General features: G+C 43.8%; 19 protein-coding genes. 9 read left to right on the top strand and 10 right to left on the bottom strand.

Annotation, left to right across the window (positions count from 1 at the left end):
* Positions 1-173 precede the first annotated feature (173 nt).
* The 5 genes from ABD894_RS24680 (at position 174) to ABD894_RS24660 (ending at position 3070) form a co-directional block, all read left to right on the top strand.
* Positions 174-752: a LemA family protein gene (locus ABD894_RS24680; protein ID WP_345213765.1), complete on the top strand. Its 579-nt coding sequence runs from the start codon at positions 174-176 to the stop codon at positions 750-752.
* A 103-nt stretch (positions 753-855) separates the two neighbouring features.
* Complete coding sequence (locus tag ABD894_RS24675) at positions 856-1290, top strand: TPM domain-containing protein (RefSeq protein WP_345213764.1); 435 nt, start codon at positions 856-858, stop codon at positions 1288-1290.
* Positions 1291-1303: 13 nt separating this feature from the next.
* A complete protein-coding gene (locus ABD894_RS24670) occupies positions 1304-2101 on the top strand; it encodes a TPM domain-containing protein (protein ID WP_345213763.1) in 798 nt (265 codons plus the stop codon).
* A 20-nt stretch (positions 2102-2121) separates the two neighbouring features.
* Entirely contained in the window at positions 2122-2535 is a 414-nt protein-coding gene (locus tag ABD894_RS24665; RefSeq protein ID WP_345213762.1) for a hypothetical protein, read from the top strand.
* The gene (locus ABD894_RS24660) at positions 2522-3070 is read left to right on the top strand and encodes an NUDIX hydrolase (protein ID WP_345213761.1); all 549 of its coding nucleotides are present in this window, start codon (positions 2522-2524) and stop codon (positions 3068-3070) included. Before ABD894_RS24665 ends, ABD894_RS24660 begins: the two co-directional genes overlap by 14 nt.
* 51 nt (positions 3071-3121) lie before the next feature.
* On the opposite strand, the gene ABD894_RS24655 is transcribed toward ABD894_RS24660, so the two are convergent.
* The 7 genes from ABD894_RS24655 to ABD894_RS24625 all read right to left on the bottom strand — a co-directional run bounded on the left by ABD894_RS24655 (position 3122) and on the right by ABD894_RS24625 (position 14973).
* Complete coding sequence (locus ABD894_RS24655) at positions 3122-3580, bottom strand: nuclear transport factor 2 family protein (protein ID WP_345213760.1); 459 nt, start codon at positions 3578-3580, stop codon at positions 3122-3124.
* Between the two features lie 2 nt (positions 3581-3582).
* A complete protein-coding gene (locus tag ABD894_RS24650) occupies positions 3583-5976 on the bottom strand; it encodes a DUF6263 family protein (protein ID WP_345213759.1) in 2394 nt (797 codons plus the stop codon).
* A gap of 52 nt (positions 5977-6028) precedes the next feature.
* Positions 6029-8341 carry a TlpA family protein disulfide reductase gene (locus ABD894_RS24645; protein ID WP_345213758.1) on the bottom strand — a complete coding sequence of 771 codons (2313 nt, stop codon included), beginning with the start codon at positions 8339-8341 and terminating at the stop codon, positions 6029-6031.
* 65 nt (positions 8342-8406) lie between these two features.
* Positions 8407-10638 (bottom strand): TlpA family protein disulfide reductase, encoded by a 2232-nt coding sequence (locus tag ABD894_RS24640; RefSeq protein ID WP_345213757.1) that lies wholly within the window; start codon positions 10636-10638, stop codon positions 8407-8409.
* Between the two features lie 400 nt (positions 10639-11038).
* On the bottom strand, positions 11039-12466 hold the full coding sequence (dnaA, locus tag ABD894_RS24635) for a chromosomal replication initiator protein DnaA (RefSeq protein ID WP_345213756.1): 1428 nt from the start codon (positions 12464-12466) through the stop codon (positions 11039-11041).
* A gap of 419 nt (positions 12467-12885) precedes the next feature.
* Positions 12886-14433, bottom strand: coding sequence for an acyl-CoA mutase large subunit family protein (locus tag ABD894_RS24630; protein WP_345213755.1), 1548 nt, complete (start codon positions 14431-14433; stop codon positions 12886-12888).
* 9 nt (positions 14434-14442) lie between these two features.
* Positions 14443-14973 carry a DUF7935 family protein gene (locus ABD894_RS24625; RefSeq protein WP_345213754.1) on the bottom strand — a complete coding sequence of 177 codons (531 nt, stop codon included), beginning with the start codon at positions 14971-14973 and terminating at the stop codon, positions 14443-14445.
* 91 nt (positions 14974-15064) lie between these two features.
* Between ABD894_RS24625 and ABD894_RS24620 the strand changes: the two genes are divergently transcribed.
* Positions 15065-15412: a HesB/IscA family protein gene (locus ABD894_RS24620; protein WP_345213753.1), complete on the top strand. Its 348-nt coding sequence runs from the start codon at positions 15065-15067 to the stop codon at positions 15410-15412.
* Positions 15413-15478: 66 nt separating this feature from the next.
* Here ABD894_RS24620 and ABD894_RS24615 read toward each other — a convergent pair whose 3' ends face one another.
* A complete protein-coding gene (locus tag ABD894_RS24615; protein ID WP_345213752.1) occupies positions 15479-15988 on the bottom strand; it encodes a peroxiredoxin family protein in 510 nt (169 codons plus the stop codon).
* Positions 15989-16117: 129 nt separating this feature from the next.
* Between ABD894_RS24615 and ABD894_RS24610 the strand changes: the two genes are divergently transcribed.
* Positions 16118-17359 (top strand): ABC transporter permease, encoded by a 1242-nt coding sequence (locus ABD894_RS24610; RefSeq protein ID WP_345213751.1) that lies wholly within the window; start codon positions 16118-16120, stop codon positions 17357-17359.
* 123 nt (positions 17360-17482) lie between these two features.
* On the opposite strand, the gene ABD894_RS24605 is transcribed toward ABD894_RS24610, so the two are convergent.
* A complete protein-coding gene (locus ABD894_RS24605; protein ID WP_345213750.1) occupies positions 17483-17917 on the bottom strand; it encodes a Fur family transcriptional regulator in 435 nt (144 codons plus the stop codon).
* A gap of 21 nt (positions 17918-17938) precedes the next feature.
* The gene (locus ABD894_RS24600; RefSeq protein WP_345213749.1) at positions 17939-18334 is read right to left on the bottom strand and encodes a MerC domain-containing protein; all 396 of its coding nucleotides are present in this window, start codon (positions 18332-18334) and stop codon (positions 17939-17941) included.
* Positions 18335-18534: 200 nt separating this feature from the next.
* Here ABD894_RS24600 and ABD894_RS24595 point away from each other — a divergent pair, with 200 nt between their 5' ends.
* Positions 18535-19017, top strand: coding sequence for a nuclear transport factor 2 family protein (locus ABD894_RS24595; RefSeq protein ID WP_345213748.1), 483 nt, complete (start codon positions 18535-18537; stop codon positions 19015-19017).
* Positions 19018-19149: 132 nt separating this feature from the next.
* Positions 19150-22110: a ligand-binding sensor domain-containing protein gene (locus ABD894_RS24590; protein ID WP_345213747.1), complete on the top strand. Its 2961-nt coding sequence runs from the start codon at positions 19150-19152 to the stop codon at positions 22108-22110.
* Positions 22111-22112: the final 2 nt, after the last annotated feature.

Here is a 22112-nt window from a genome sequence, read left to right as displayed (position 1 = left end):
TGTCAGTTTTAATAAGGAATAAATAACGGAAAAATTACGCGCTTAGGTGTAAATTATTTGCTAAATCGTGTAAAATACTTTGTCAATCTGTCATTAGTAAACTATAGTTGTAACAACGGTATGCGTTTTGATATCTAAATTGTAAATTCACGTAAATTAAACCTATACTACAAATGAAAAAGTTACTATCAGCCATATTAATAATCGTAGCGGCAGCATCATTAAGCTCATGCAGCTACAACAGCATGGTTAAACTTGACGAAAATGTAAAAGGCAAATGGGGTGCCGTACAAAGCCAGTACCAACGCCGTGTCGACCTCATAGGAAACTTGGTGAACACCGTTAAAGGTGCAGCAAACTTTGAAAAAGGCACATTAACTGCCGTTGTTGAGGCCCGCGCCAAAGCAACATCAGTGCAGGTTGACCCAACTAAGCTAACCCCTGAATCAATCAAACAATATCAGGAAGCACAAGGTCAGTTAGGCTCCGCATTAGGCAAATTACTAAGCATCACCGAAAACTATCCGGAATTGAAAGCCACCGAAAACTTTAAGGGACTACAAACTCAGTTGGAAGGTACCGAAAACCGTATCAACGTAGCCCGTTTAGATTTTAACCAGGCCGTGCAGGATTATAACAGCAAGATTCGCTCGTTCCCTGCTAACCTTACTGCCAAAATGTTCGGGTTTAGCGCTAAAGGCTATTTCACTGCCGAAGCAGGTGCAGATAAAGCCCCGGAAGTTAAATTTTAATTGCTTTGGATTTCACTGATTCTTGGAGCGATTGCACCGATTAGGTATTGATGCAGCTCAAGATCAGTGAAATCACCCCAAAATCGGTGCAATCACAACAACCATGAACATATTTAACGAAGACGAGCAGTCGCGCATAAGGCTGGCTATTGAGGCCGCTGAGAAATTTACCTCGGGCGAGATTCGGATTTGCCTCGAAAAAAAATGCAGCGACGAAGTGCTCGACCGCGCCGCCAAATATTTTTACCAGTTAGGTATGGATAAAACCAAGCTGCGCAACGGGGTGCTTATTTACCTGGCTACGGTTGATCGTAAGTTTGCCATTATTGGCGATGCAGGCATAAATAAGGTAGTACCCGAAAACTTTTGGGATGAAACCAAAACTCAAATGCTGGGTCAGTTTAAATATGGCAACCTGGCCGAGGGTATTATTACCGGTATCACCATGGCCGGGCAGCAACTGCAAAAATATTTTCCGTATCAAAATGGCGATACCAACGAGTTGCCTGATGATATAGCCGAAATGAACGGCAACTAACCCAATAGTAAAGATGTTTAAAAGATATATAGTATTACTTGGCCTCCTGTTAAGCGGATACATCGCTTTTGCCCAGCAGTTTCCGGAAAAACCGAACACACTGGTAAGCGATTACACCAATACGCTATCGGGCGAGGAAAGGCAAAAGCTGGAAAGTAAGCTGGTTGCATTTAACGATAGCTCCTCAACCCAGATAGCCATTGTGCTGATGCGTTCGGTTGGCGATTATGATATTGGCGAGTACGCCTTGCAACTTGGCCGTAAATGGGGCATAGGCCAAAAAGATAAAAACAACGGCGTGCTGATACTGGCCGCGCTGGAAGACCGCAAGCTGACCATACAAACCGGCTACGGTGTTGAAGGCGCATTACCCGATATTGTTACCCAACAGATCCGCGAGAATGATATGAACCCACGCTTTCGCGAAGGCGATTATTACGGGGGACTGAACGCCGCTGTTGATGACATCATTAAGTACACCAAAGGCGAATACAAAGCCGAGAAAAAGGTTAAGAAAAATAAAGGCAACGCTGCCCCGATAGGTTTTATAGCCATCATTGTTGTAGTAATACTGGTGGTAGTATTCAGCAAGCGTGGCGGCGGCGGTGGCGGCAGACAGATCATTGGTCGCCGTGGTGGTGCCAGTCCGTTTTGGTGGTTTTTGGCCGGCAACATGCTGGGCGGTGGTGGTCGTAGCAGCGGCGGCGACTGGGGAGGTTTCTCCGGTGGTGGCGGCAGTTCAGGCGGTGGTGGTTTCGGCGGATTTGGCGGCGGCAGTTTTGGCGGTGGCGGATCAAGCGGTAGCTGGTAAAACCAATATTTATCACCTTTATGTACCAGCGCGATTACCTGTTTAACGAAGCCCGCAAAATGGCCCTGCTTTTGGCGAAGCTGCTGGGCCTAAAGGCCGATGGCGATAATGAAGCCTACGAGCAGCAGTTCAACGAAATTTTACAGCAGGAGTACAACGCCGAATTAGAAAATTTGCTTAATTTAAACGAGGCAGATTTTACAGTTACCATGCAACAGGCAAGCTATAGCGCCGAAAAGTTGAACGCCCTGGCGCAAATGCTTTACGTGTTTGCCCAACCGCTTCAAGTTGACGACGATACATTGCTTTTACTGAAAAAGGTGCTGATCATTTTTGATATACTGGAACAGCAGCACCATTACGATTCTTTTGAAAATATAACAACCCGGCAAACCATACAAAGGTTTATCACAAATAACTATGAACGATCTTAAGTGGAAAGTACTCCATTCCGAATACCTGCACAAAGGCCCCTGGGCTACCCTGCGAAGCGATAAATGCGAAATGCCCGACGGCCGCATTGTTGAACAATACTACGTACTCGAATATCCCGACTGGGTGAACGCCGTGGCCATTACCGAAGAAGGCAAGATACTGATGGTTACCCAATATCGCCACGCGGCGGCCATTGTATCGCAAGAGATACCGGGCGGCGTTATCGATGATGGCGAAGAACCATTACCCGCCATGCGCCGCGAACTATTAGAAGAAACCGGCTACCAGTTTGACGACATCGAACTATTGGCTACCATATACGCCAATCCATCTACAGCCAATAACAAAACTTATTGCTACCTGGCCAAAGGCGGCAAAAAGGTTCAGGATCAGGATTTGGATGAACACGAAGAACTGATAGTAACCGAACATACCATCGCCGAAGTAAAGCAACTCCTCGCCGAAAACAAAATAGCGCAGGCATTACATTGCACCGCTTTGTTTTATGCTTTGGGTAAACTGGGCGAGTTGTAAAAAAGAAATGCCGATTTGTTGAACAAACCGGCATTTCTTTAACATTTCTAATTACTCCGGACAATTATCCTTGCGACGGGTATCTACTATGTAGATGATCTTCCAGCCGGTTTCGGTTTTCATCAGCTGGAAAAAGTTAACACCGCAGTGGCTGAATTTATCGTCGACGTAAAACTTATACGGTGTCCAAACACTGGCGAGGGCGCCGTCAATCTTTATAGCGCCGTAAGTAATGCGTTCGTCCCAAACCTCTTTGTGCGGCGTACCTACAGCCTTGGCAAATTCTTCAGGCTTTTCGGTGATCAATGCTACTGTGCCATCCTTTTTATTAGCCACACTTTGCAGCACCATACTTTTATGAAAGGTTTTGTTCAGCATAACGCTGTCGCCCTTGCGCATGGCATCAAACATGGTGTTGATGGTTGCCTTAACCGCGTCGGTTTCGGCTTGCTGGCAAAAAGCCCTTGTTGCCAGGCAAATAATAAAGGTGGTAAACAATAGTTTTTTCATGATCAGTTTGCTGCTGTATATAGTTGGTTAAATTTAGTTACCACTGTATCCCATTCGGCACCGAAATTTACGGAGAGCATTTTACCATCGGGCGATACCAGTATTTTTGAAGGATACCCGCGTATTTTGTATTGCTTTTGCACTTCGGCATCTGACATTACTACCGGTATCTCAAATTTATTAAAATCAATATACGATTTTACCTTGTCTTCGCTATCATTACAAGCGATGCTTAAAAAGGCGATACCATTATGTTTGCCTGCGGCAATCTCCTTGTTAAACTCATTTAACCGCGGCATTTCGGCACGGCACGGACCGCACCAGGTTCCCCAAAAATCAAGCACCAGCCATTTGTTTTTGTAATCGGCCAGGTTATGGTCTTTGCCATCCAGTCCCTTTAATATAAATGACGGGGCAACCTCCCAATTCGTTACAATCTTATCAGCAAAAAATTTCTTAAAGTTTTCTTTCGGGAAATAAGTGTGGTAGATCTTCTCCATCTCATCTATCTGCTCGGGGTTAACATTAATATGGTCGACAAAAATATTCAGCGCCTCGGTGGTATTATCATTTTTGAATAGTTTCTCCATAAACACTTCCCGGTAGGTTTCTTTTGCATCCGCCAGAAATACACGATCATAAAAGCTACTGTACGCTTTTTCCTTATTGTTTTTAGGTGAATACTGTGCCGCTTTAGACAGGTATTGCAAAGCCTTTACCGAATCGGCAGGTTTGGCGGCCTGGTATTGCCTGTAATAAGCGTAGGCCAGCATATTCTTATCGGCAAAACGATTGAAATTAAATGTATCTGCTGTGAATTTTTCCAGTGATGCTATTGTTTTAGCCAACAGGGCTTCTGCCTCTTTTGGCTTTTTGGCATCTATCAGCATATTATAAACAATGAGCGCGTAGCGGTTGCCGTTCCCTTGTTTAAGATACAGGTCGCTCATTTTTTTAAATTCGTTGGCAGTTTTTACCAATACCGCCGGGTCTTTCTTTTGTTGTTTGGCATTCACCCAAAGGTACAGGGCTTCTGTTTTTTGACGGATCTCCGGAATTTTAGAAGTATGGAACAGTTTGATCAGGTCATTAGCGTTGGCCAACTGACGGCTTAACTTGTTAAGTAATTTGGTAATATCCTCATTTTTCCAGCCACGCTCCAGCATGGCTTTGCGGTAACCTTCGTCATTTGCGATAGGCACATCCCTATCAAGAAAATCCTGTGCGAATGAGTGCTGTATCCAGTTATCAAAAGATTCGTCTTTGTACATATACTTACTTACCTCGTATGATGAATCAGCACCCAAGTTAAGCACACTGCCAATTTTGTTATGCAGGTGGCTGCTGCTGCCTCTAAGAAAATGGGTAGGCGTTTCAACCAGCATACTGTCGTAAGCCTGGTATGCCTTATCTGACCGGAACTGCTGTATCAAACCAATTTTTGTAAGCCTGTAGTAAGGATCATTTTTATACAAGGCGTCGTGCGCTTTAAAATATCCGTATACTTTGGCCGAATCATACTCCGCGCCTTTTTTGAGCCCGTTGCTCCAAAAACTGGTAACAATGGCCATATTAAGCCAGGCGGTATCCAGCTTATACTCGTTCACATTGTAACGTACGTTTTGGGTAAAAACGGCATCTATATTGATCGGCTTGGGAGCATCGGGGTTTACGGTATACTTGCTGATCACTTCGCCCTGCTCAATTAAACCGGTTACATCATTGTAGGTGTAATTGCCGTTTATGCCTGCAATGGTTTTACCATCCTCTATTTCGTTTGATGATGATACGCTGAGCAAGGCCCCTTTAATACCGGTTACCTTATAATTCCAAACCGGGTCGGTAGTTTTCCACGCCACGCCGTATCCTATCTTTTTATCGGGAAGCTGTAAAAACAGCGGCCTTATTTCATTAGCCGGGTAGCCCCCCGCGCTATTATTCAGCAATTGCTGTTTCATCTCGTCACCTAAACCCCAGGCGGCAGCGGCTTTATTGATGGCTTCGGTAACACCTTCAATACTTACCAGCTTACCGTTGGCGGCAATAGTTACCTTTAAAGGCTGCTGTAAAATAGCCAAAGGCATAAATATCCCCGAAGTGTTATAGGTCATTTTACGGATACTGTCGGTATTCAGGATAATGCTCGCGCCATACGAACCCTGGCCGTTCTCCCGCATTTTTACTTTAACCAGCTTACACTCGTATATACTGTTGCCACCCTGTTTTGATAGCAGACGAAACTGGTATATATTTTCATTGTCTACCTTGTTTTCGGCCCTGCTAACGGTGCGTGTGGTAATTTCAAACCGCTGGCCTTTAACTGTCGTCGGTTGCTGGGCGTAAACGCCCGCTGAGCCGATGAATAGTGATAATAATAAGGTTGTGATTTTTTTCATAGTATGTTTATGGTAATATATTCAGAGTTTTATATTTCATGTTATTATCATATTAGTTGGCTGCATATAGCGCACTAAACTTTTTAATGATGCCCAGCCAGTCGGCGCCAAACTTTACAGGCAACATGCGGCCATCCGGCGATATCAGTATCTTGGCAGGATACCCATCGGGTTTGTAAAGTTGCTCCACTTTATTATCAGACATCAGCACGGGTATGCCATATTTATTATCAGCCAAAAATGTTTTCACCTTAATTTCGGTATCGTAGCAGGCGATGCTCATAAAATCAATCCCCGGGTATTCGCCTTTTACTACCTGATCATTAAACTCGTTCACGTGCGGCATTTCGGCGCGGCATGGCCCGCACCAGGTTCCCCAAAAATCGAGCACCAGCCATTTGTTTTTATAGTCGCTTAATGAGCGCTCTTTACCATCAATTCCTTTCAGTTTAAAAGCAGGAGCGGTTTGCCAGCCCGGCATAATACTGTTCACAAAAAAATCCTTAAACTTTTTATCGGGAAAATGCTCGGCATATACCTTTTGCATTTCATCAATATTCTGCGGTTCCGAACTGATGTGCGCCGCGAAGATCTCAAGCGCCTGCTGCTGGTTACCGCTGTTGAAAAGCTTCTCTATAAATTCCTGCCGGTAACTTTCTTTCGATTCGAGGAACACCCTGTCATAAAAGCTTTCGTGCGCTTTTTCCCTGTTGTTTGCAGGCGAGTATTTAGCCGCAAGCGACAAGTAGCTCAACGCCTTTACCGAATCGGCCGTTTTTGCATCTTCATATTGCAGGTAATAAGCATAAGCCAGCATATTTTGCGCCTGGTAGCGGTCAACGTTCAGGGTATCGGCGGTGGCCTGCGCCAATTTATGAATGGTATTTTGTAACAGGCTATTGGCTTCGCGACTTTGTTTTGCATCGTGCAGCATTTTATAAACCATTAAAGCATAACGCCCGCCGTAACTAAGGTTCATATCGGCTACACTCATTTGCTTAAAGGCTGCTGATGTGTTTTTTAACACCTTCAAATCATCTTGCTGTTGCCTGGCCGTAACCCACAGGTACAAGCCCTCTGTTTTTTTACGGATGAGCGGTTCCTTCGCAGTGTGGTACAGGTCTAATAACGCGGCAACATTGGCATTCCGGCCGTCATCTTTCAGCTCTTGCGCGTAACTGTTATTTACCCAATCGGTAAACGAATAAGAGTTATAAAAATACTTGCTTAAAGCATAAGCCGAATCAGCAGAGACATGCAACACCCGGCCAAGCTTGTTAAACATGTGCGAGGTAGAGTTGGCTATCAGGTGATTGGGGATTCGCAGCAGCAAACTATCGTTGCCGTTACCGCCTTTAATTTTCCCTACCAATCGTAGCTTGGCCAGTTCGTAGTACGGATCGTCTTTGAACCGGGCATTATTTTGTTTGATATAGGGGAGCAGCTTTTTGCCATCTACTTCGCCGGCTGTGTTAAACACATTGCTCGATTGACTCATCATAGCGGCCATGTTTATCCAGGCGGTATCTAAAACAGGCTCGGCGGCGCTGTATTCAATCTCCTGCTTATATGTTTCGCCAATGAACGAAGTTTCATCACTTTTTAACACCCTGATAGTTTTAGTTTGTTGCTTTTCAATCAGGCCGAAAACTTCGTTATAGCTATAGCTGCCTTCGTGCGCGTTAAGCTCCCCGGCTTTTACAGGCACAGCAGTGATTTCGAGCAGGGCGCCTTTTATACCTATAACTTTATAACTGGCATTTAACTTTGGGTTTTCCCAACCCGAATCATAGCTGATGCGCTTATCGGGCAGTTGCAAAAACAGGTGTTGTATGGTTTGTTTATAGTTAGCTACTTTACCCATATCCCAAGCTGTAAGGTCGGGCTCTACCTGCCATTTGGTAAACTGCTCTTTAAGCGCCTCAACCGCTCCGCTTACTTTTGTAACTTCGTTTTTGCCGTTAATAGCAACAATTACAGGTTTATTTAGCAAAGCCATATAATACAAGGCATTACCACCGAGTGCAGATTTGCGCAAACGGCTGGTATTTAAATATTCAACCGGTACTTCCTTAGCCTTTCTTTTCTCTACATAATAAACCACGCCCGAATTAGCCGCCCCAATCAGCTTCACTTCAAACTCGGCCTCGCCGCTGCTGTTTTTCCCTAATGATTTGAAAAGATATGCTTCCGAAGCATCTTCCAGGCCGCCGCCATAAAGCCCCGTAGTTACTTTCATGGTAAACTGCTTGCCCTTTGGTACATTAACAGATTGGGCGAAAACGGCGGGTATAAAAATACTGCACAGCAATAGTGCAATGAGGCATTTGTAACTCGCTTTAAAACCGGTAGAAGTATTGTTCATTCGGGTATGTTTTGTGAAGGTTTAACTTGTTTAAAATAAGACTAAAACAGGCTCATTTTGTTACATCAATTTGCGGCATATAACTGGCTGAATGTTTTAATAACCGCACGCCAGTCGGTACCGTGTTTTACAGGCAGCATCCCGCCATCCGGCGATATCAATATTTTGGATGGATAGCCTGTTATTTTATAATTCCGCTGTACCACATTATCCGACACCAACACCGGAATACTGTATTTATTTTCTGTTAAGAACGATTTGATCTTTTCCTCGGTATCGTAACAGGAAATACTCATAAAGTTTACCCCGGCAAGTTCTCCGCCTACTACCTGGTTGTTAAACTCGTTTACGCGCGGCATTTCTGCACGGCATGGACCGCACCATGTTCCCCAAAAATCGAGCACCAGCCATTTGTCTTTATAGTCGCTTAACGCGCGTTCCTTACCGTCAATATCTTTCAGTTTAAAATTGGGGGCAGGCTCCCAAATACCCACAACACCTTTGGCGAAAAAGTCTTTAAAGCTTCTTTCGGGTACATATTTCGTAAACAGCTCCTGCACGTCGGCAATATTTTGCGGGTTAGCATTCAGGTGTTCGGCAATTATAGCCAACGCTTGTTCTTTATCGCCAATAGCGAACAGCTTTTGAATAAAATCATCACGATAGCTTTCCTTCGCGTTGAGGAAAAAACTTCTGTCGTAAAAGCTGGTGACATCTTCCTGATTCTTTGTTTTGGGTGAGTACGCGGCAGCCTTGGCCAAATATTTAAGCGCCTTTACCGAATCGGCCGGTTTAGCAGCCAGGTATTGCAAATAATAAGCGTATGCCAGCAGGTTTTGATCGGCATACCTGTTACCGTTTAATTCGTCTGCCGTATTTGCCTCAAGTTTTTGCAGGGTAATTTGTAACAGGCTATTCGCTTCTTTTATTCTTTTGGCATCAACCAGTAAGTTATAAACGAGCAGGTTATACCGTCCGCCATTGTTCAACAGCATATCTTTCTCCGTCATTTTGCCAAGCTTGTTGGCTATGTTGATAAGCGATTGTGGCTTGCCCTTTTGCTCCTGCGCCAATACCCATAAATACAAAGCCTCCGTTTTTTTGCGAATTAACAAGGGCTCCTTAGCCGCCTGGTACATTTGCAAAAGCTGACGCGATCGTTTATGATTAGTTTTTATTTCGATCATCGCTTTATCGATCGCTGCCTCAGATGAATCTCTTTTTCTTAAAAAGTCACGGTTGCCTGCTTCATCCCACGGTTTAAAATCTTGCGAGAACGAATGCTGCACCCAATCGTTAAACTGATCACTTGTATAAAAAAATCGGGTTACCGCCAAAGCAGAATCCAGCGATCCGGCGGGATTATCCATTATTTTTAACAGCTTATTAGATGTATGATGCGGCATAGCAGTTAATAATGCATTAGGCGTACTAAACAACAAGCTATCATAAGTATTGCTTTTGTTTTTGTCATCAAGGTCTTGTATCATACTCAGTTTTCTTGAGCGGTAGTGGGCATCATTTCTGAAAGGCTTGTCATTCTCCTTAAAATAAGCTAATAGCTCTTTTTGCTTCGGCTTATTGTTGACACGTAGGGCATCGCTCCACGAACTCATTTTTACAGCCATGTTTATCCAAGCCGTATCAGTTACCACCGGGGTAGCGTTGTAGTTAACTTCCTGTGCATAATCTTCTACCCACTGACTTCCATTGTCGGCTTTAAAGAGAGTTCGGGTATTTGCCTTTTCAATTAAACCGGTAACGTCATTAAATAAATAAGTTCCGGAAATTGTATTGATAGCTGAATCAGGCTTTGCCGTTATTTCCAGTAAGGCTCCTTTTATACCGGTTACTTTAAAAGTAGAGTTCCACCATTTCCATTCAGCGTTGTAATTAATTCTTTTATCGGGCAGGTTCAAAAAAAACCATTGCAATGTCGTGTTAATAAAAGGCTCATCTTCGGCGATCATGGTAGTCAGCTCTTCGTCTAATTGCCATTTAACAGCCGCTTTTTTAACAAGCTCTTTGAACCCTGTTAATTTTATAAGCTCGCCCTTGGGGTTTATAGTAATATAAAGCGGCTGATACAACAAGGCCATTGTTAAAATTACAGAAGAAGAACTAAATCCTGTTTTTTTAATATCATTGGTATTCACACCCTCGCGTATCCCATTTACAACCGCACTATTATTGACAGCAACTAATTTAACTTCAAATTCCGAATCGCCGTTGGCTTCCTTACCTAAGGATTTAAACAGATATGTTTCTTCAATGTGTGCACTGTCCCTAACTTTCATTATCCGGGTCAATTTTATAGCAAATTGTTTTCCCTTGGCTATATTAACCGGCTGGGCAATACTTTCCAAGGCGAAAAAACAGCAAAAAAGCATGGCTATTAAAAAGCTGCTACAAGCCGAGTTAAAACGGGGAAGGGGTTTCATAAGTTATTTTGTGAAAGGTAGATGATAGGCCCCGCATGCAAAAGCAAATGTGACGAAACCGTTGATTTATGTGACAAAATGGTTAGTTTAAGCTAATATAGGTTTTCAGGGCAGTTTTGCAAAACTGCCCTGCCTTTGTATGACTACCGGCTTAATCTATGGTTTAAAATCACTAAACAAAAAAAGCCCCGTTTTTGGCGGGGCTCGTTATATTGTTTAAGTATGGTGTTCATCAGCGCTTTCGCGCCTCAAAAACTCAACTCATTTTTAGCTTCTTTTGAATATCGGCTACGTAGCCTTTAAATTTTTTGTCGGTATCTATTAAATCTTCTACCGTTTGGCAAGCGTAGATAACCGTTGAGTGATCGCGGCCGCCGAAGAAGGTACCGATTGATTTTAATGAGCTTTTGGTATGCGCCTTTGCCAGGTACATTGATATTTGCCTTGCCTGTACAATTTCGCGCTTACGGGTTTGTGATTTAACCATTTCAATAGGCACTTCAAAATACTCGCAAACCAGGCTCTGGATGTATTCCATTGAAATTTCTTTTGAAGAGTTCTTTACAAAATTCTTCAGCATTTGCTTAGCCAGGTTCAGGTCAATCTCCTTACGGTTAAGGGTTGATTGCGCCAGTAATGATACCATTGCGCCTTCCAGCTCACGTACGTTGTTATCAATATTATGGGCTACATATTCAACCACATCGTTTGATAGTTCGATACCATCCTGGTAGATCTTATTTTTAAGGATAGCCATACGGGTTTCCAGATCAGGGATCTGCAAATCTGCCGAAAGGCCCCATTTAAATCTCGATAACAGGCGTTCTTCTAAACCTGAAAGATCTTTAGGCGCTTTATCTGATGTAATGATCAGTTGTTTGCCCGATTGATGCAGGTGGTTGAAGATATGGAAGAAGAAATCCTGTGTTTTTTCTTTACCGGCAAAGTTGTGTACGTCATCCATGATCAATACATCAATGGCCTGGTAAAAATTCACAAAATCGTTAATGTTATTATGCTTCAGCGCGTCAACAAACTGTTGGGTAAATTTCTCGCACGATACATACAGCACCAGTTTATCGGGCAGGGTATTCCTTATTTCGTTACCTATGGCATGTGCCAGGTGGGTTTTACCTAAGCCAACCCCACCGTATATCATCAGCGGGTTAAAAGAGGTGCCTCCGGGTTTTGCCGCAACAGCATAACCGGCCGAACGCGCTAAACGGTTGCAATCGCCTTCTACAAAATTTTCGAAGGTATAGTTACGGTTAAGCTGAGGGTCAACGTTCAGTTTTTTCAGTCCCGGTATTACAAACGGGTTCTTAATATCCTTGTTAATTGAAATCGGTATCGGCATAGACTGATTTTTTGATTCAGCTCCATTCCCGTTCGAAGGCATATTAGTGGTATATGGCTTACTTGAGGAAGATTGCTCTACAACAATGTTGTATTCTAAACGTCCTTCATCGCCTAATTGTTTTTTAATGGTTTTGCGTAACAGGCCAACATAATGCTCCTCCAGCCACTCATAGAAAAAAAGGCTGGGTACTTGTATCGTCAGAACGCTACCTTCCATGCGTAAAGCTTTAATTGGTTCGAACCAGGTTTTAAAGCTTTGTGCCGGGATGTTGTCTTTTATTATCTGAAGACAGCTATTCCAAACGTTCGTACAAGTTTTTTCCATATATAGATTTCAGTAAAATATTGATATTCAAAACCCCAGCAGAACTTCTTATGGGGTTGCTACGGAACATCGAATATTCAAAAAAAAAGCTGATTAAAAAATTAAATTTGAACTTTTTAAAAAATTAAATTTTTGAAAGCTTAACACTCTTTTTGCTGCAAATTCATCACAAAAACGTACTATTCGTAGCAAAAATCGCAATCGACTCCTTTTCAATTATAAGTCAATTTTTGTTATTATTATTCAACCTTTTTAGCCAGTTTTTATTCAAATATCTGCCATTCCGTAAGGCAGGCTCTCTCCACAATTCTTGCGCCATGGCAGCCCTGTCAGTGTTAACAAAATCGTAACATACTGGTTTTAGGCGGAATAAAATGTGAACAACTTTCCACATACTGACAGTGGCAGAAACCCGCCTGTCAGTATTCGCCAAAAACGGAACGTAGCGTGTCAGCAATTTCGCCAAGCGTGGCATATTGCTCTACCGCCACCATAATAAATGGCATTAGGTTGTCATTTCCCTGTGCTGCAATTTTTAAATTTTGCAGGCTTTTTTCTACCCCGGCATTGTCGCGCTGCTGCCGTAAAAGCACCAGCTTATCCATCTGCTGCCTGCGTATGGCATCATCAACCCTAAACACATTTTGCTGCAATTCTTCGGCCTGGGTAAAGCGGTTTACGCCTACCAAAACACGCTCCCCGCTCTCTATCCCGTTTTGATATTCGTAGGCGGCCGCGGCTATTTCCTGCTGAATATAATCCTGCTCAATAGCCTTTACCGATCCGCCCATGGCATCTATCTTATCAATATATACCTGCGCGGCTTTTTCCATTTCGTCGGTTAACGCCTCTACAAAATACGAGCCTGCCAGCGGGTCTACCGTATCGGTAACGCCGCTTTCAAAAGCGATGATCTGCTGTGTGCGTAATGCTATTTTAGCGGCGGCCTCGGTAGGCAGCGAAAGGGCTTCATCATACCCGTTGGTATGTAATGATTGTGTGCCCCCCAGTACTGCTGCCAGCGCCTGGTTGCTTATACGCACTATGTTGTTCATTGGTTGCTGCGCCGTGAGGGTTGAACCGCCTGTTTGGGTATGAAAACGCAGTTTTTGGGCACTTTCATCAGTAGCTCCCAGTTTTTGGGTGATGTGCGCCCACATGCGCCGGGCGGCGCGAAATTTGGCTATTTCTTCGAAAAAATTATTATGGCAGTTAAAAAAGAATGACAGTCTCTTGGCGAATACATTGATATCAAGCCCCTTATCAAGGGCGGCCTGTAAATACGCCTTACCATTGGCCAGCGTAAAGGCCAGTTCCTGCACAGCAGTTGAGCCTGCCTCCCTTATATGGTAGCCCGAAATGGAGATGGTATTCCACTTAGGTACTTCTTTACTACAATATTCAAAAATATCGGTAATGAGCCGCATAGATGGCGCGGGCGGATAAATGTAGGTGCCCCGCGCGGCGTACTCCTTTAATATATCGTTCTGTATGGTACCCGAGATCTGCGTAATATCGGCACCCTGCTTTTTGGCCAGCGTTATGTACATAGCCAGCAAAATGGCGGCCGTGGCATTAATTGTCATGGAGGTAGTGATGCTCTGTAGCTCGATGCCATTGAAGAGGATCTCCATATCCTTTAATGAGTCGATAGCCACGCCTACCTTGCCTACTTCACCCTCGGCCAGTTCATGGTCGCTGTCATACCCTATCTGTGTTGGCAGGTCGAACGCCACCGAAAGGCCCATGGTGCCTTGGCTAAGCAGGTAATGATAGCGCTTATTTGATTCTTCGGCGGTTGAAAAGCCTGCGTACTGGCGCATGGTCCACGGTTTGCCGCGGTACATGTTTTTTTGGATGCCTCGCGTGTAGGGAAATTCACCCGGCAGTTCGTTCATCTCTGAAGGCTTGGTGTAAACCTCTGCAATACGGATGCCCGAAGTGGTGGTGAATTTTTTATCGCTCATGGCTGGTGTTTAAAACAGGTCTTCCAGATCCTTGCGGATGAGACTTAGCGCAATATCGTAAGGGTTATCCTCCAACCGGCTCAACTGCCCCAATATGGTTTTGGCCAAATCGAGGCCGGTAGCATTTTCGGGCAGGGCCTTTATGGCGTTGTTAGCGATGCTCAAGGTATCATCCTTTACACGCTTTACCAAGCCCCAGGCACGGCTGCTTACATATATTTGCTGGGTGATGTTATGCTGAAACTCGTTACGCAGTTCGGTTACAATAAGGCCATGCAGTTCGGCTGCTGAATAAGCGGGGTTATTTAAGCGGACAAGCATATTGGCAGGGTTAACCCGCTCTACAAATAAAACAACACGCTCATAAGCTTGCAGTTTTAATGGGAGGGTTTGCGCGTTCAGGCTTTTCTTATAATCAAGTAGTTGTGTTTTTTCGGCACGATCAAGATAAGGTTTTGCAAGGTAAAAGGCGGCGTAAACTACGCCAAGTCCCGAAAGTGTGTATTTTAAAATGTCTAACAAAAGCGGATATACTGCCATAGATTGAAATGTTAAGCCCCGGTCATAAACAGGCCTGTGTTAACAAAAATCCGTATTTTACATTATATTTGTGTAGTTAATTAAAAATAAGATGAGTATAGCTGTTGAAATCGCTCCGGTTAGCTTCACCCCGGGTGCAGTAAAAGAACTTTTTAAATTAAAGGACCAGCAGGAAATAGGCGATGATTTCGGCTTACGCGTTGGTGTTGAAGGTGGGGGTTGTTCGGGCATGAACTATATTTTGGGTTTCGACCAAAAGAAAGACGGCGACCAGGAATATGAAATTGATGGCATAAGAGTATTTATGCATAAAGCCCACGGCCTGTACCTTGTAGGTATGCAAATTGATTTTCAGGATGGCTTAAACGCGCGTGGATTTACCTTTAACAACCCTAATGCTGCCAGCACCTGCGGTTGCGGCACTTCGTTCTCGGTATAAAAAGTATTCTATTAATATTAAGCAAAAGCGATGCGTTTAAAAACACATCGCTTTTTTTGTGGGTTATTATAATGTTTTCAGCACATCCTCTATCCTGCCCGGTACCGATGCTACCCCATAGCCATAACTGTTAAAAACGATGATACCTTCTTTATTGATCACCAAATTAAGCGGCTCGGTTACTATGCCGTAACTATTAGCCAGGGGAAGGCCGTTAGCTATTAAATGGTAGGCAAATGGATGTTTCTTTAAAAACTCTTTTAGCTCCGCCGGCTTATCTAAAGAAACGGCAATAAACACCTTGTTTTTATCATCCTTATAATCTTCGGCTATTTTGCTGAGCATAGGCAACTCGAATACACAGGGTGGGCAACCAATAAACCAAAAATTCATTACTACCGTTTTACCTGCAAGCTCGTTTGGTTTAATAAGATTGCCGTTGATATCGCGCATATCAACAAAATGGAATATATTTCCGCTATCTACCAGTGCTTTTTCACGTTTTTCTTGTGCCGAAGCAGCTAATTCGAGGAGCAACATAAAGCTGCATAATAAGGTTGTTTTGATGATGTTCATGGTAGTAATTGGTTTAGAGAAGCAATTTAAAAAACTTTCCATCTTATTTCCACCTAAATTTACTTGAAACAGGCTTGTAACAAATAACATCATAACGTAGTCAAACACATACGAGTCACTCATTTTAATATGCCGGTAAAAACTACTCTTTGCGAAAATGTATCCATCGCCCTGCAATCTATCGGGGGCAACAAACTGCGTACTTCACTTACCGCGCTTATTATCGCCATAGGTATTATGGCATTGGTGGGTATACTTACCGCTATTGAGGGACTTAAACAATATACTAACGATACCTTCGCGGGCTTAGGGGCAAACTCCTTTACCATACGTAACCGTAACGATAATTTTAACTTTGGCCCGGGCGGACAAAAAAAGGTAAACCCTCCGCTGCGTTACGATCAGGCCGAACGTTTTCAGAAATTGTTTAAACTACCGGTATCCACCTCTATCAATTTATCAGTTACCGGCAATGCCGTGGGTAAGCTTGGCAACAAAAAAACCAACCCCAATGTATCTGTATTGGGTACTAACGAAAACTACCTGATCACGAGCGGATACAAGCTATCTTTCGGCCGTAATTTTTCATCATCTGAACTGGAGCACGGCGATAACGTGGCCATTATAGGCGAAGAAATAAAGAAAACCCTTTTTAAGGATAGCGACGCGGTGAACAAATCCATCTTTTTAGGCAATAACAGGTTCAGGATCATTGGCGTTATCGCATCAAAAGGTTCGGGGTCACAATCAAGCGGCGACCGTACCGCGCTGATCCCGGTGCTGAAAGCTAAACAGATCGCCACTACTGCTAATCCTTCCTTCGAACTCACTGTAATAGTTGGCGGTCCCGAAGCGCTGGATGCCAGCGTAGGGGAGGCGATCTCGCTGTTCCGTAATATCCGCGGCCTGAATATTAACCAGGATAATAATTTCGAAATATCACGAAGCGATTCTATCCAGAAAGAACTTGCCTCGCAAATGGGCGGTATCACCGCGGCAGGCTTTGCCATCAGTATCATCACGCTCATCGGCGCCGCCATTGGCCTCATGAATATTATGCTGGTATCGGTAACCGAACGCACACGCGAAATAGGCTTGCGGAAATCTATCGGTGCAACGCCATCAGTAATACGTAAACAATTCTTGATCGAAGCTATTGTAATATGCCTTATTGGCGGGGTTGCCGGTATTATTTTAGGCATGGGTATAGGCAACCTGGTAGCGGTAAACATCAGCGGCGTATTCGCCGTACCGTGGCTATGGCTGTTTGTAGCCATAATGCTATGTACAATTATCGGCCTGCTCTCGGGTTATTACCCTGCCAAAAAAGCCTCAAAGCTCGACCCGGTAGAGGCGTTGAGGTATGAGTAAAATTGGAATTACGTCCGAGAAAGAGTGCCTTAAATTGTAATCAAATTTACTGCAACATACATCGACAACAAAAGACCAGCTCTTTAAAACTACGCAATACTTCAGCGGTAACTCCCCTACCCTTTACTCTGCCTTTTTATTGCACTTACTACACACCCCATATACGCTCAAATTAACCGATGTGCTTTTGAAACCTTTAGGTACGCTAATCTCGGGCAGGTGTACGTGCCCGTCGAGGCAATAAATGTGGTTACAGTCGGTGCAGTTGAAATGTACGTGTTCATCGTGGTGCTCGTGTTCGTTGCATTTTGCTGAGCAGATGGCGTAGTTAGCGGTGCCCTTTAAATCGAGGACTTTATGGATGATGCCTTTTTCTTCAAAAGTGCTTAATACGCGGTACAGGGTAACCCGGTCAATCTCTTTCCCTAAAATTTCTTCCAGTTCGGGTTGCGAAGTAGCCATATCGCGCGAGCGCAAAACAGAAAGCACGCTCAATCGCGGACCTGTTTTTTTAAGGTGGTGCTTCTCCAGTAACGTATTAAATTCTTCCTGCATCATTTGCATGCAAAATTAACATTTTTAAGGTATAACGTTGGTATCGGCACATTGGTGTGTATATAAACGCCAATTAATGTAATGTGCCGCTGCAATGGTAAGGCCGCCGAGCGGTACCATAATATGCTCCCAGGCGGCATTGCTTAGGGCATGCCCGGTAAAAATCAGCACAAACCCTGTTACCAGCGTAATAAGCGGGGTATAACTATAATGCCTTTTAAAGGTAGTGATCAATGCTATACAGCCAATTATTGCCGACAGGCCGATCATGGAGATCTCAACCCATTCATTAGCTAAAAAGCCAATGCCCAAAAGCGGCAGGGCGGTAAGTAAAAGCGGCACAAGCGCGCAATGTACGGCACAAAGTAATGAGGCGGTCATGCCTATAGTATCTAACCCGGAGTGAATTTTTCCTTTCATAACAAAAAGCAACCATGTTGCATTTGCAATATTAGTAATTATATTATCACTTCACCGTCATTAAATATTAACCGCGCCTAAACTATTGGTTTATAAATTGTTAAATACGCCACATTGGTGTTATTCGCATATCAGCAAAGTGTTTTCCGCACATCGGCGGCTTACTTTCATGCCCAACTTTGGTTAAAATAATTATCACCATGAAAAGTAAGTTCACGCTGTTTTGTGTAATATGTCTGTTAGCAACAGCAACAGTATTTGGTTTCGACGGGCCGGGCGCTCCAAACTCAGTGGCCTACAACAACATTGTAAAACAGTTTATAGATTGCCACATGACGGCCGACTCTAAAAAACTCGATCGTATATTGAGCGACGACGCTACCTTTAAAATTCCGCGCGGCGAAAAAACATATATCCAAAGCAAACAAAACCTTATTAAACAAATGAAAGCCGAAGCCGGCACACAACAAAATTGTGAGTCGAACTACGAAATATTAGCTGAAAGCGATGCTGTGGTATTAGCCCGTGTTCACTTTGTTTATGGTAATACCTGCCAATGCAACTATTTAACCATTCAAAAAAATGCTGATAACGAGTGGAAGATCACCCAGGTATATAAATTCTTTAAAGAATCAAAAGGCGACGAAGCAACTATGCCGGTAACTGCCAGTACAAAACAGTAACAATAAAGCACTAAGAACCATCTAATTACTGACCTTACTAATCACCCTTATGGGGTGATTTTTTTATTTTTAATATATTGTACTTTAACGTTGGTAAATACCCGCCACAGGCATATAATTAATTTGATAGCATTGCAAATACCCCTATACCGTTTTTACTTGCGCATTATTGCATTTTTGTGCCTTACAGGCTGTTTTTTTTATAATACGGCAAATGCCCAGCGTTATAATTTTACCCATTACGATATCGAGAACGGCCTGATACAATCGCAGGTGAACCGCCTCGCGCAGGATAACGCGCATCGTTTATGGATGGGCACCCTCGGCGGCGCGGCCCGGTTTGATGGTAAAGACTATTACAATATTTCAAAAGCCAACGGCCTGAATAATAATTTTGTTTACGCCGTATTTACCGATAAATCGGGAGCGGTGTGGTTTGGTACGCATCGTGGTTTGTCGCTTTTTAAAAATCAAAAAGTATATAACTTTCCGCCGCCTGCAGGCATGAAAAACACCTGGGTTACGCAAATAGCGCAGGATAAAAAAGGCGATGTATGGATCATCCTGAACAATCATTTGTTTAAGGTTCAGGGCAAAGCGCTGGAGTTGGTTTCGTTTGGTGATAACGACCATGGCGTAACCAGCGTAATGGCCGATAAACAGGGTAAACTATATGCCGCGCTGTACAGAAAAGGCATTTACTCCCTTAATGATCACACCTGGCAACCTTACGTAAATTTTGCTGATGAGGCAGACCCTATCCATGTAATGAAGTTCGCGTTTGACAGGGAAGATGCGAAAACACTTTACATCCTGTCGCTTAAGGGCTTGTTTACAGCGCGGGGCGGCATGCTGAACCCGCTTACCGCGAGCACTATGTTACCATCGGGTACATCCTTTTTAAGTTTTGATCAGGATGCTGATAATAACCTGTGGATAGGCACCAACAATGGCGCTTATTACCTTAAACAAGGCAAAGCCATACACTTTACTGCTAAAAATGGTTTAACCGATAACCCGGTGACCGATGTTTTTAAAGATGCCGATAATAACCTGTGGCTGGCCACATCGGGCAGTGGTATTTTTAAGTTTGAGGGTGATGACCACGTTACGTATGATCGCAGTAACGGCTTAACCAACAACCAGGTAGTAATGGGTATAGCGCCCGGCCGCAATGGCGAAGTTATTTTAGGTACCGATGCCGGTTTGCTGAGCTATGCCAACGGTTTACTTAGCCCTATGCCCTTCAAAAATGGCGGTATTGACGAGCGCCGCATACAGGGTTTATTTACCGACAGTAAAAACAATTTATGGATAGGCGCCGATGCCGCCTGGAAGTACGACGGCAGCAAGTATGAAATGATTAAAGGTACCGAGGGCGGTACCATCATCAGCATAGGCGAAGATACCGCCGGCACTATCTGGCTGGCTACGCCCACGGGCTGCATGTATTACCAAAACGGACAGCTTACACGTCTGCAAGGCAGCAGCGCGTTCACTACGGCCTTGTTGCCTATCGGCCGCGATTCTATGCTGATCGGTACGCAGGAGGGAGCCTTGCTTGCCGTAAATAAAAAGCTGGTTCCCGGTTTTAGAATAGGCGCTATAGCCCGCTCATCAATTTTGGGGATGGCCAAATATAAAAACCTCGTATTCTTCGGCAGCGACGACAGGGGAATCTTTATTTGGGATATCCCGACCGGTAAAATACGCAACTATGGCGAAAAGCAAGGCTTGAAATCGAACGCGATATACAGTTTGGTTAATGATGATAAGGGCATTTTATGGGTAGGCACAGGCAGGGGTGTGAACCGCTTAAAGGTAGATACAAAAGCTGTTTCGGCTACGGTACTCAAAAGTATCAACGCTAACGAACCCGTGGTTGAATCAAACCAAAACGCCGCGCTGTTTTTTAAAGGCAAGATCTTCATAGGCAATACCAAAGGACTCACCATATATAATACCGACATTAAAATGCGGTCGGGAGCTGCGCCGTATGTGATGATACAAAATGCGCGGCTGTTTGAAGATAATAAATCCCCGAGGCTCATCAGTTTGAACAGTAAGAACGATACCTGTCCGCAATTAAGTGCTGATCAGAACCATTTGGCTATTACCTTTTTTGGCGTACATCTGAACAATCCGCAAAGTGTAAAATATCAGTATAAACTTACCGGGCTGGAGCGTGATTTTTCAATGCCGGTGAGCACAAACGTGGTAGAGTACCCTTCATTGCCGCCGGGGCGTTACACCTTCGAGGTAAAGGCCATTAATGCCGATGGGCAGCAATCAAAAACCACGGCCAAATTCCATTTTGAAATTGTGCCGCCATTTTATAAAACCGCCCTCTTTCAAATTGTGGCAGCCATATTTATCATGCTGCTCATCATTGCTATACAAAGCCTTTGGCACCATAATAAAAAGCAACGCCAGTTGGCTATTGAGGCTATTAAGCGCGAAGAGAAAATCAAAATTCGCCAGCAAACCGCGGAAGATTTCCATGATGACCTGGGTAATAAGCTTACACGCATCACCGTATTATCTGAAATTTTGAATGTAAAAATTGAAAGCGACAAGCCCGAGCAGCGTAACCTCGTTGAGCAGATCAAGCAGAATGCGGCCGCGCTGTATAATGGCACCAAGGATATTCTTTGGGCACTCGACCCTAAAAGTGATAACCTGTACGAAACCCTTAAACATATTGAAGAAATAGGGATAGAAATATTTCAGGATACGCCGGTAGCCTTTACCTTTGACAACATCAACGAAGACCTCGAACTGGTAAAGTTAACCATGGAGTACAACCGCAATATCACCATGATATTTAAGGAATCGCTCAATAATGTGTTGAAGCATGCTGATGCTACCAAGGCGGTGTTGAAAATAATAAGGATAGATAAAAACATCATTGGTATAATGCTAACTGATAATGGCAAAGGTTTTGATGCCGACGCGGATATTAAGGGGCATGGCATTAAAAATATACAAACACGTGCAAAACGTTTCAATGGCTATCTGCAAATTATATCGGCACCGGGAGCGGGTACTACCGTTGCTTTAGAATTTACTATTAATACCAAAACCACCAGATAACC

The sequence above is a fragment of the Mucilaginibacter gynuensis genome (assembly GCF_039541195.1).
Lineage (GTDB): Bacteria > Bacteroidota > Bacteroidia > Sphingobacteriales > Sphingobacteriaceae > Mucilaginibacter > Mucilaginibacter gynuensis.
The sequence above is the reverse complement of the archived record's forward strand: the minus strand, read 5'-3'. Positions and strand labels throughout refer to the sequence as shown.

What these genes read in the sequence shown, in the direction of transcription:
- ABD894_RS24655 (WP_345213760.1), bottom strand. Translation starts at nt 3,580, where the DNA reads ATGAAAAAACTATTGTTTACCACCTTTATTATTTGCCTGGCAACAAGG.
- ABD894_RS24610 (WP_345213751.1), top strand. Translation starts at nt 16,118, where the DNA reads ATGCCGGTAAAAACTACTCTTTGCGAAAATGTATCCATCGCCCTGCAA.
- ABD894_RS24645 (WP_345213758.1), bottom strand. Translation starts at nt 8,341, where the DNA reads ATGAACAATACTTCTACCGGTTTTAAAGCGAGTTACAAATGCCTCATT.
- ABD894_RS24620 (WP_345213753.1), top strand. Translation starts at nt 15,065, where the DNA reads ATGAGTATAGCTGTTGAAATCGCTCCGGTTAGCTTCACCCCGGGTGCA.
- ABD894_RS24670 (WP_345213763.1), top strand. Translation starts at nt 1,304, where the DNA reads ATGTTTAAAAGATATATAGTATTACTTGGCCTCCTGTTAAGCGGATAC.
- ABD894_RS24665 (WP_345213762.1), top strand. Translation starts at nt 2,122, where the DNA reads ATGTACCAGCGCGATTACCTGTTTAACGAAGCCCGCAAAATGGCCCTG.
- ABD894_RS24625 (WP_345213754.1), bottom strand. Translation starts at nt 14,973, where the DNA reads ATGGCAGTATATCCGCTTTTGTTAGACATTTTAAAATACACACTTTCG.
- ABD894_RS24605 (WP_345213750.1), bottom strand. Translation starts at nt 17,917, where the DNA reads ATGATGCAGGAAGAATTTAATACGTTACTGGAGAAGCACCACCTTAAA.
- ABD894_RS24650 (WP_345213759.1), bottom strand. Translation starts at nt 5,976, where the DNA reads ATGAAAAAAATCACAACCTTATTATTATCACTATTCATCGGCTCAGCG.
- ABD894_RS24675 (WP_345213764.1), top strand. Translation starts at nt 856, where the DNA reads ATGAACATATTTAACGAAGACGAGCAGTCGCGCATAAGGCTGGCTATT.
- dnaA (WP_345213756.1), bottom strand. Translation starts at nt 12,466, where the DNA reads ATGGAAAAAACTTGTACGAACGTTTGGAATAGCTGTCTTCAGATAATA.
- ABD894_RS24660 (WP_345213761.1), top strand. Translation starts at nt 2,522, where the DNA reads ATGAACGATCTTAAGTGGAAAGTACTCCATTCCGAATACCTGCACAAA.
- ABD894_RS24680 (WP_345213765.1), top strand. Translation starts at nt 174, where the DNA reads ATGAAAAAGTTACTATCAGCCATATTAATAATCGTAGCGGCAGCATCA.
- ABD894_RS24640 (WP_345213757.1), bottom strand. Translation starts at nt 10,638, where the DNA reads ATGAAAGTTAGGGACAGTGCACACATTGAAGAAACATATCTGTTTAAA.
- ABD894_RS24615 (WP_345213752.1), bottom strand. Translation starts at nt 15,988, where the DNA reads ATGAACATCATCAAAACAACCTTATTATGCAGCTTTATGTTGCTCCTC.
- ABD894_RS24600 (WP_345213749.1), bottom strand. Translation starts at nt 18,334, where the DNA reads ATGAAAGGAAAAATTCACTCCGGGTTAGATACTATAGGCATGACCGCC.
- ABD894_RS24595 (WP_345213748.1), top strand. Translation starts at nt 18,535, where the DNA reads ATGAAAAGTAAGTTCACGCTGTTTTGTGTAATATGTCTGTTAGCAACA.
- ABD894_RS24630 (WP_345213755.1), bottom strand. Translation starts at nt 14,433, where the DNA reads ATGAGCGATAAAAAATTCACCACCACTTCGGGCATCCGTATTGCAGAG.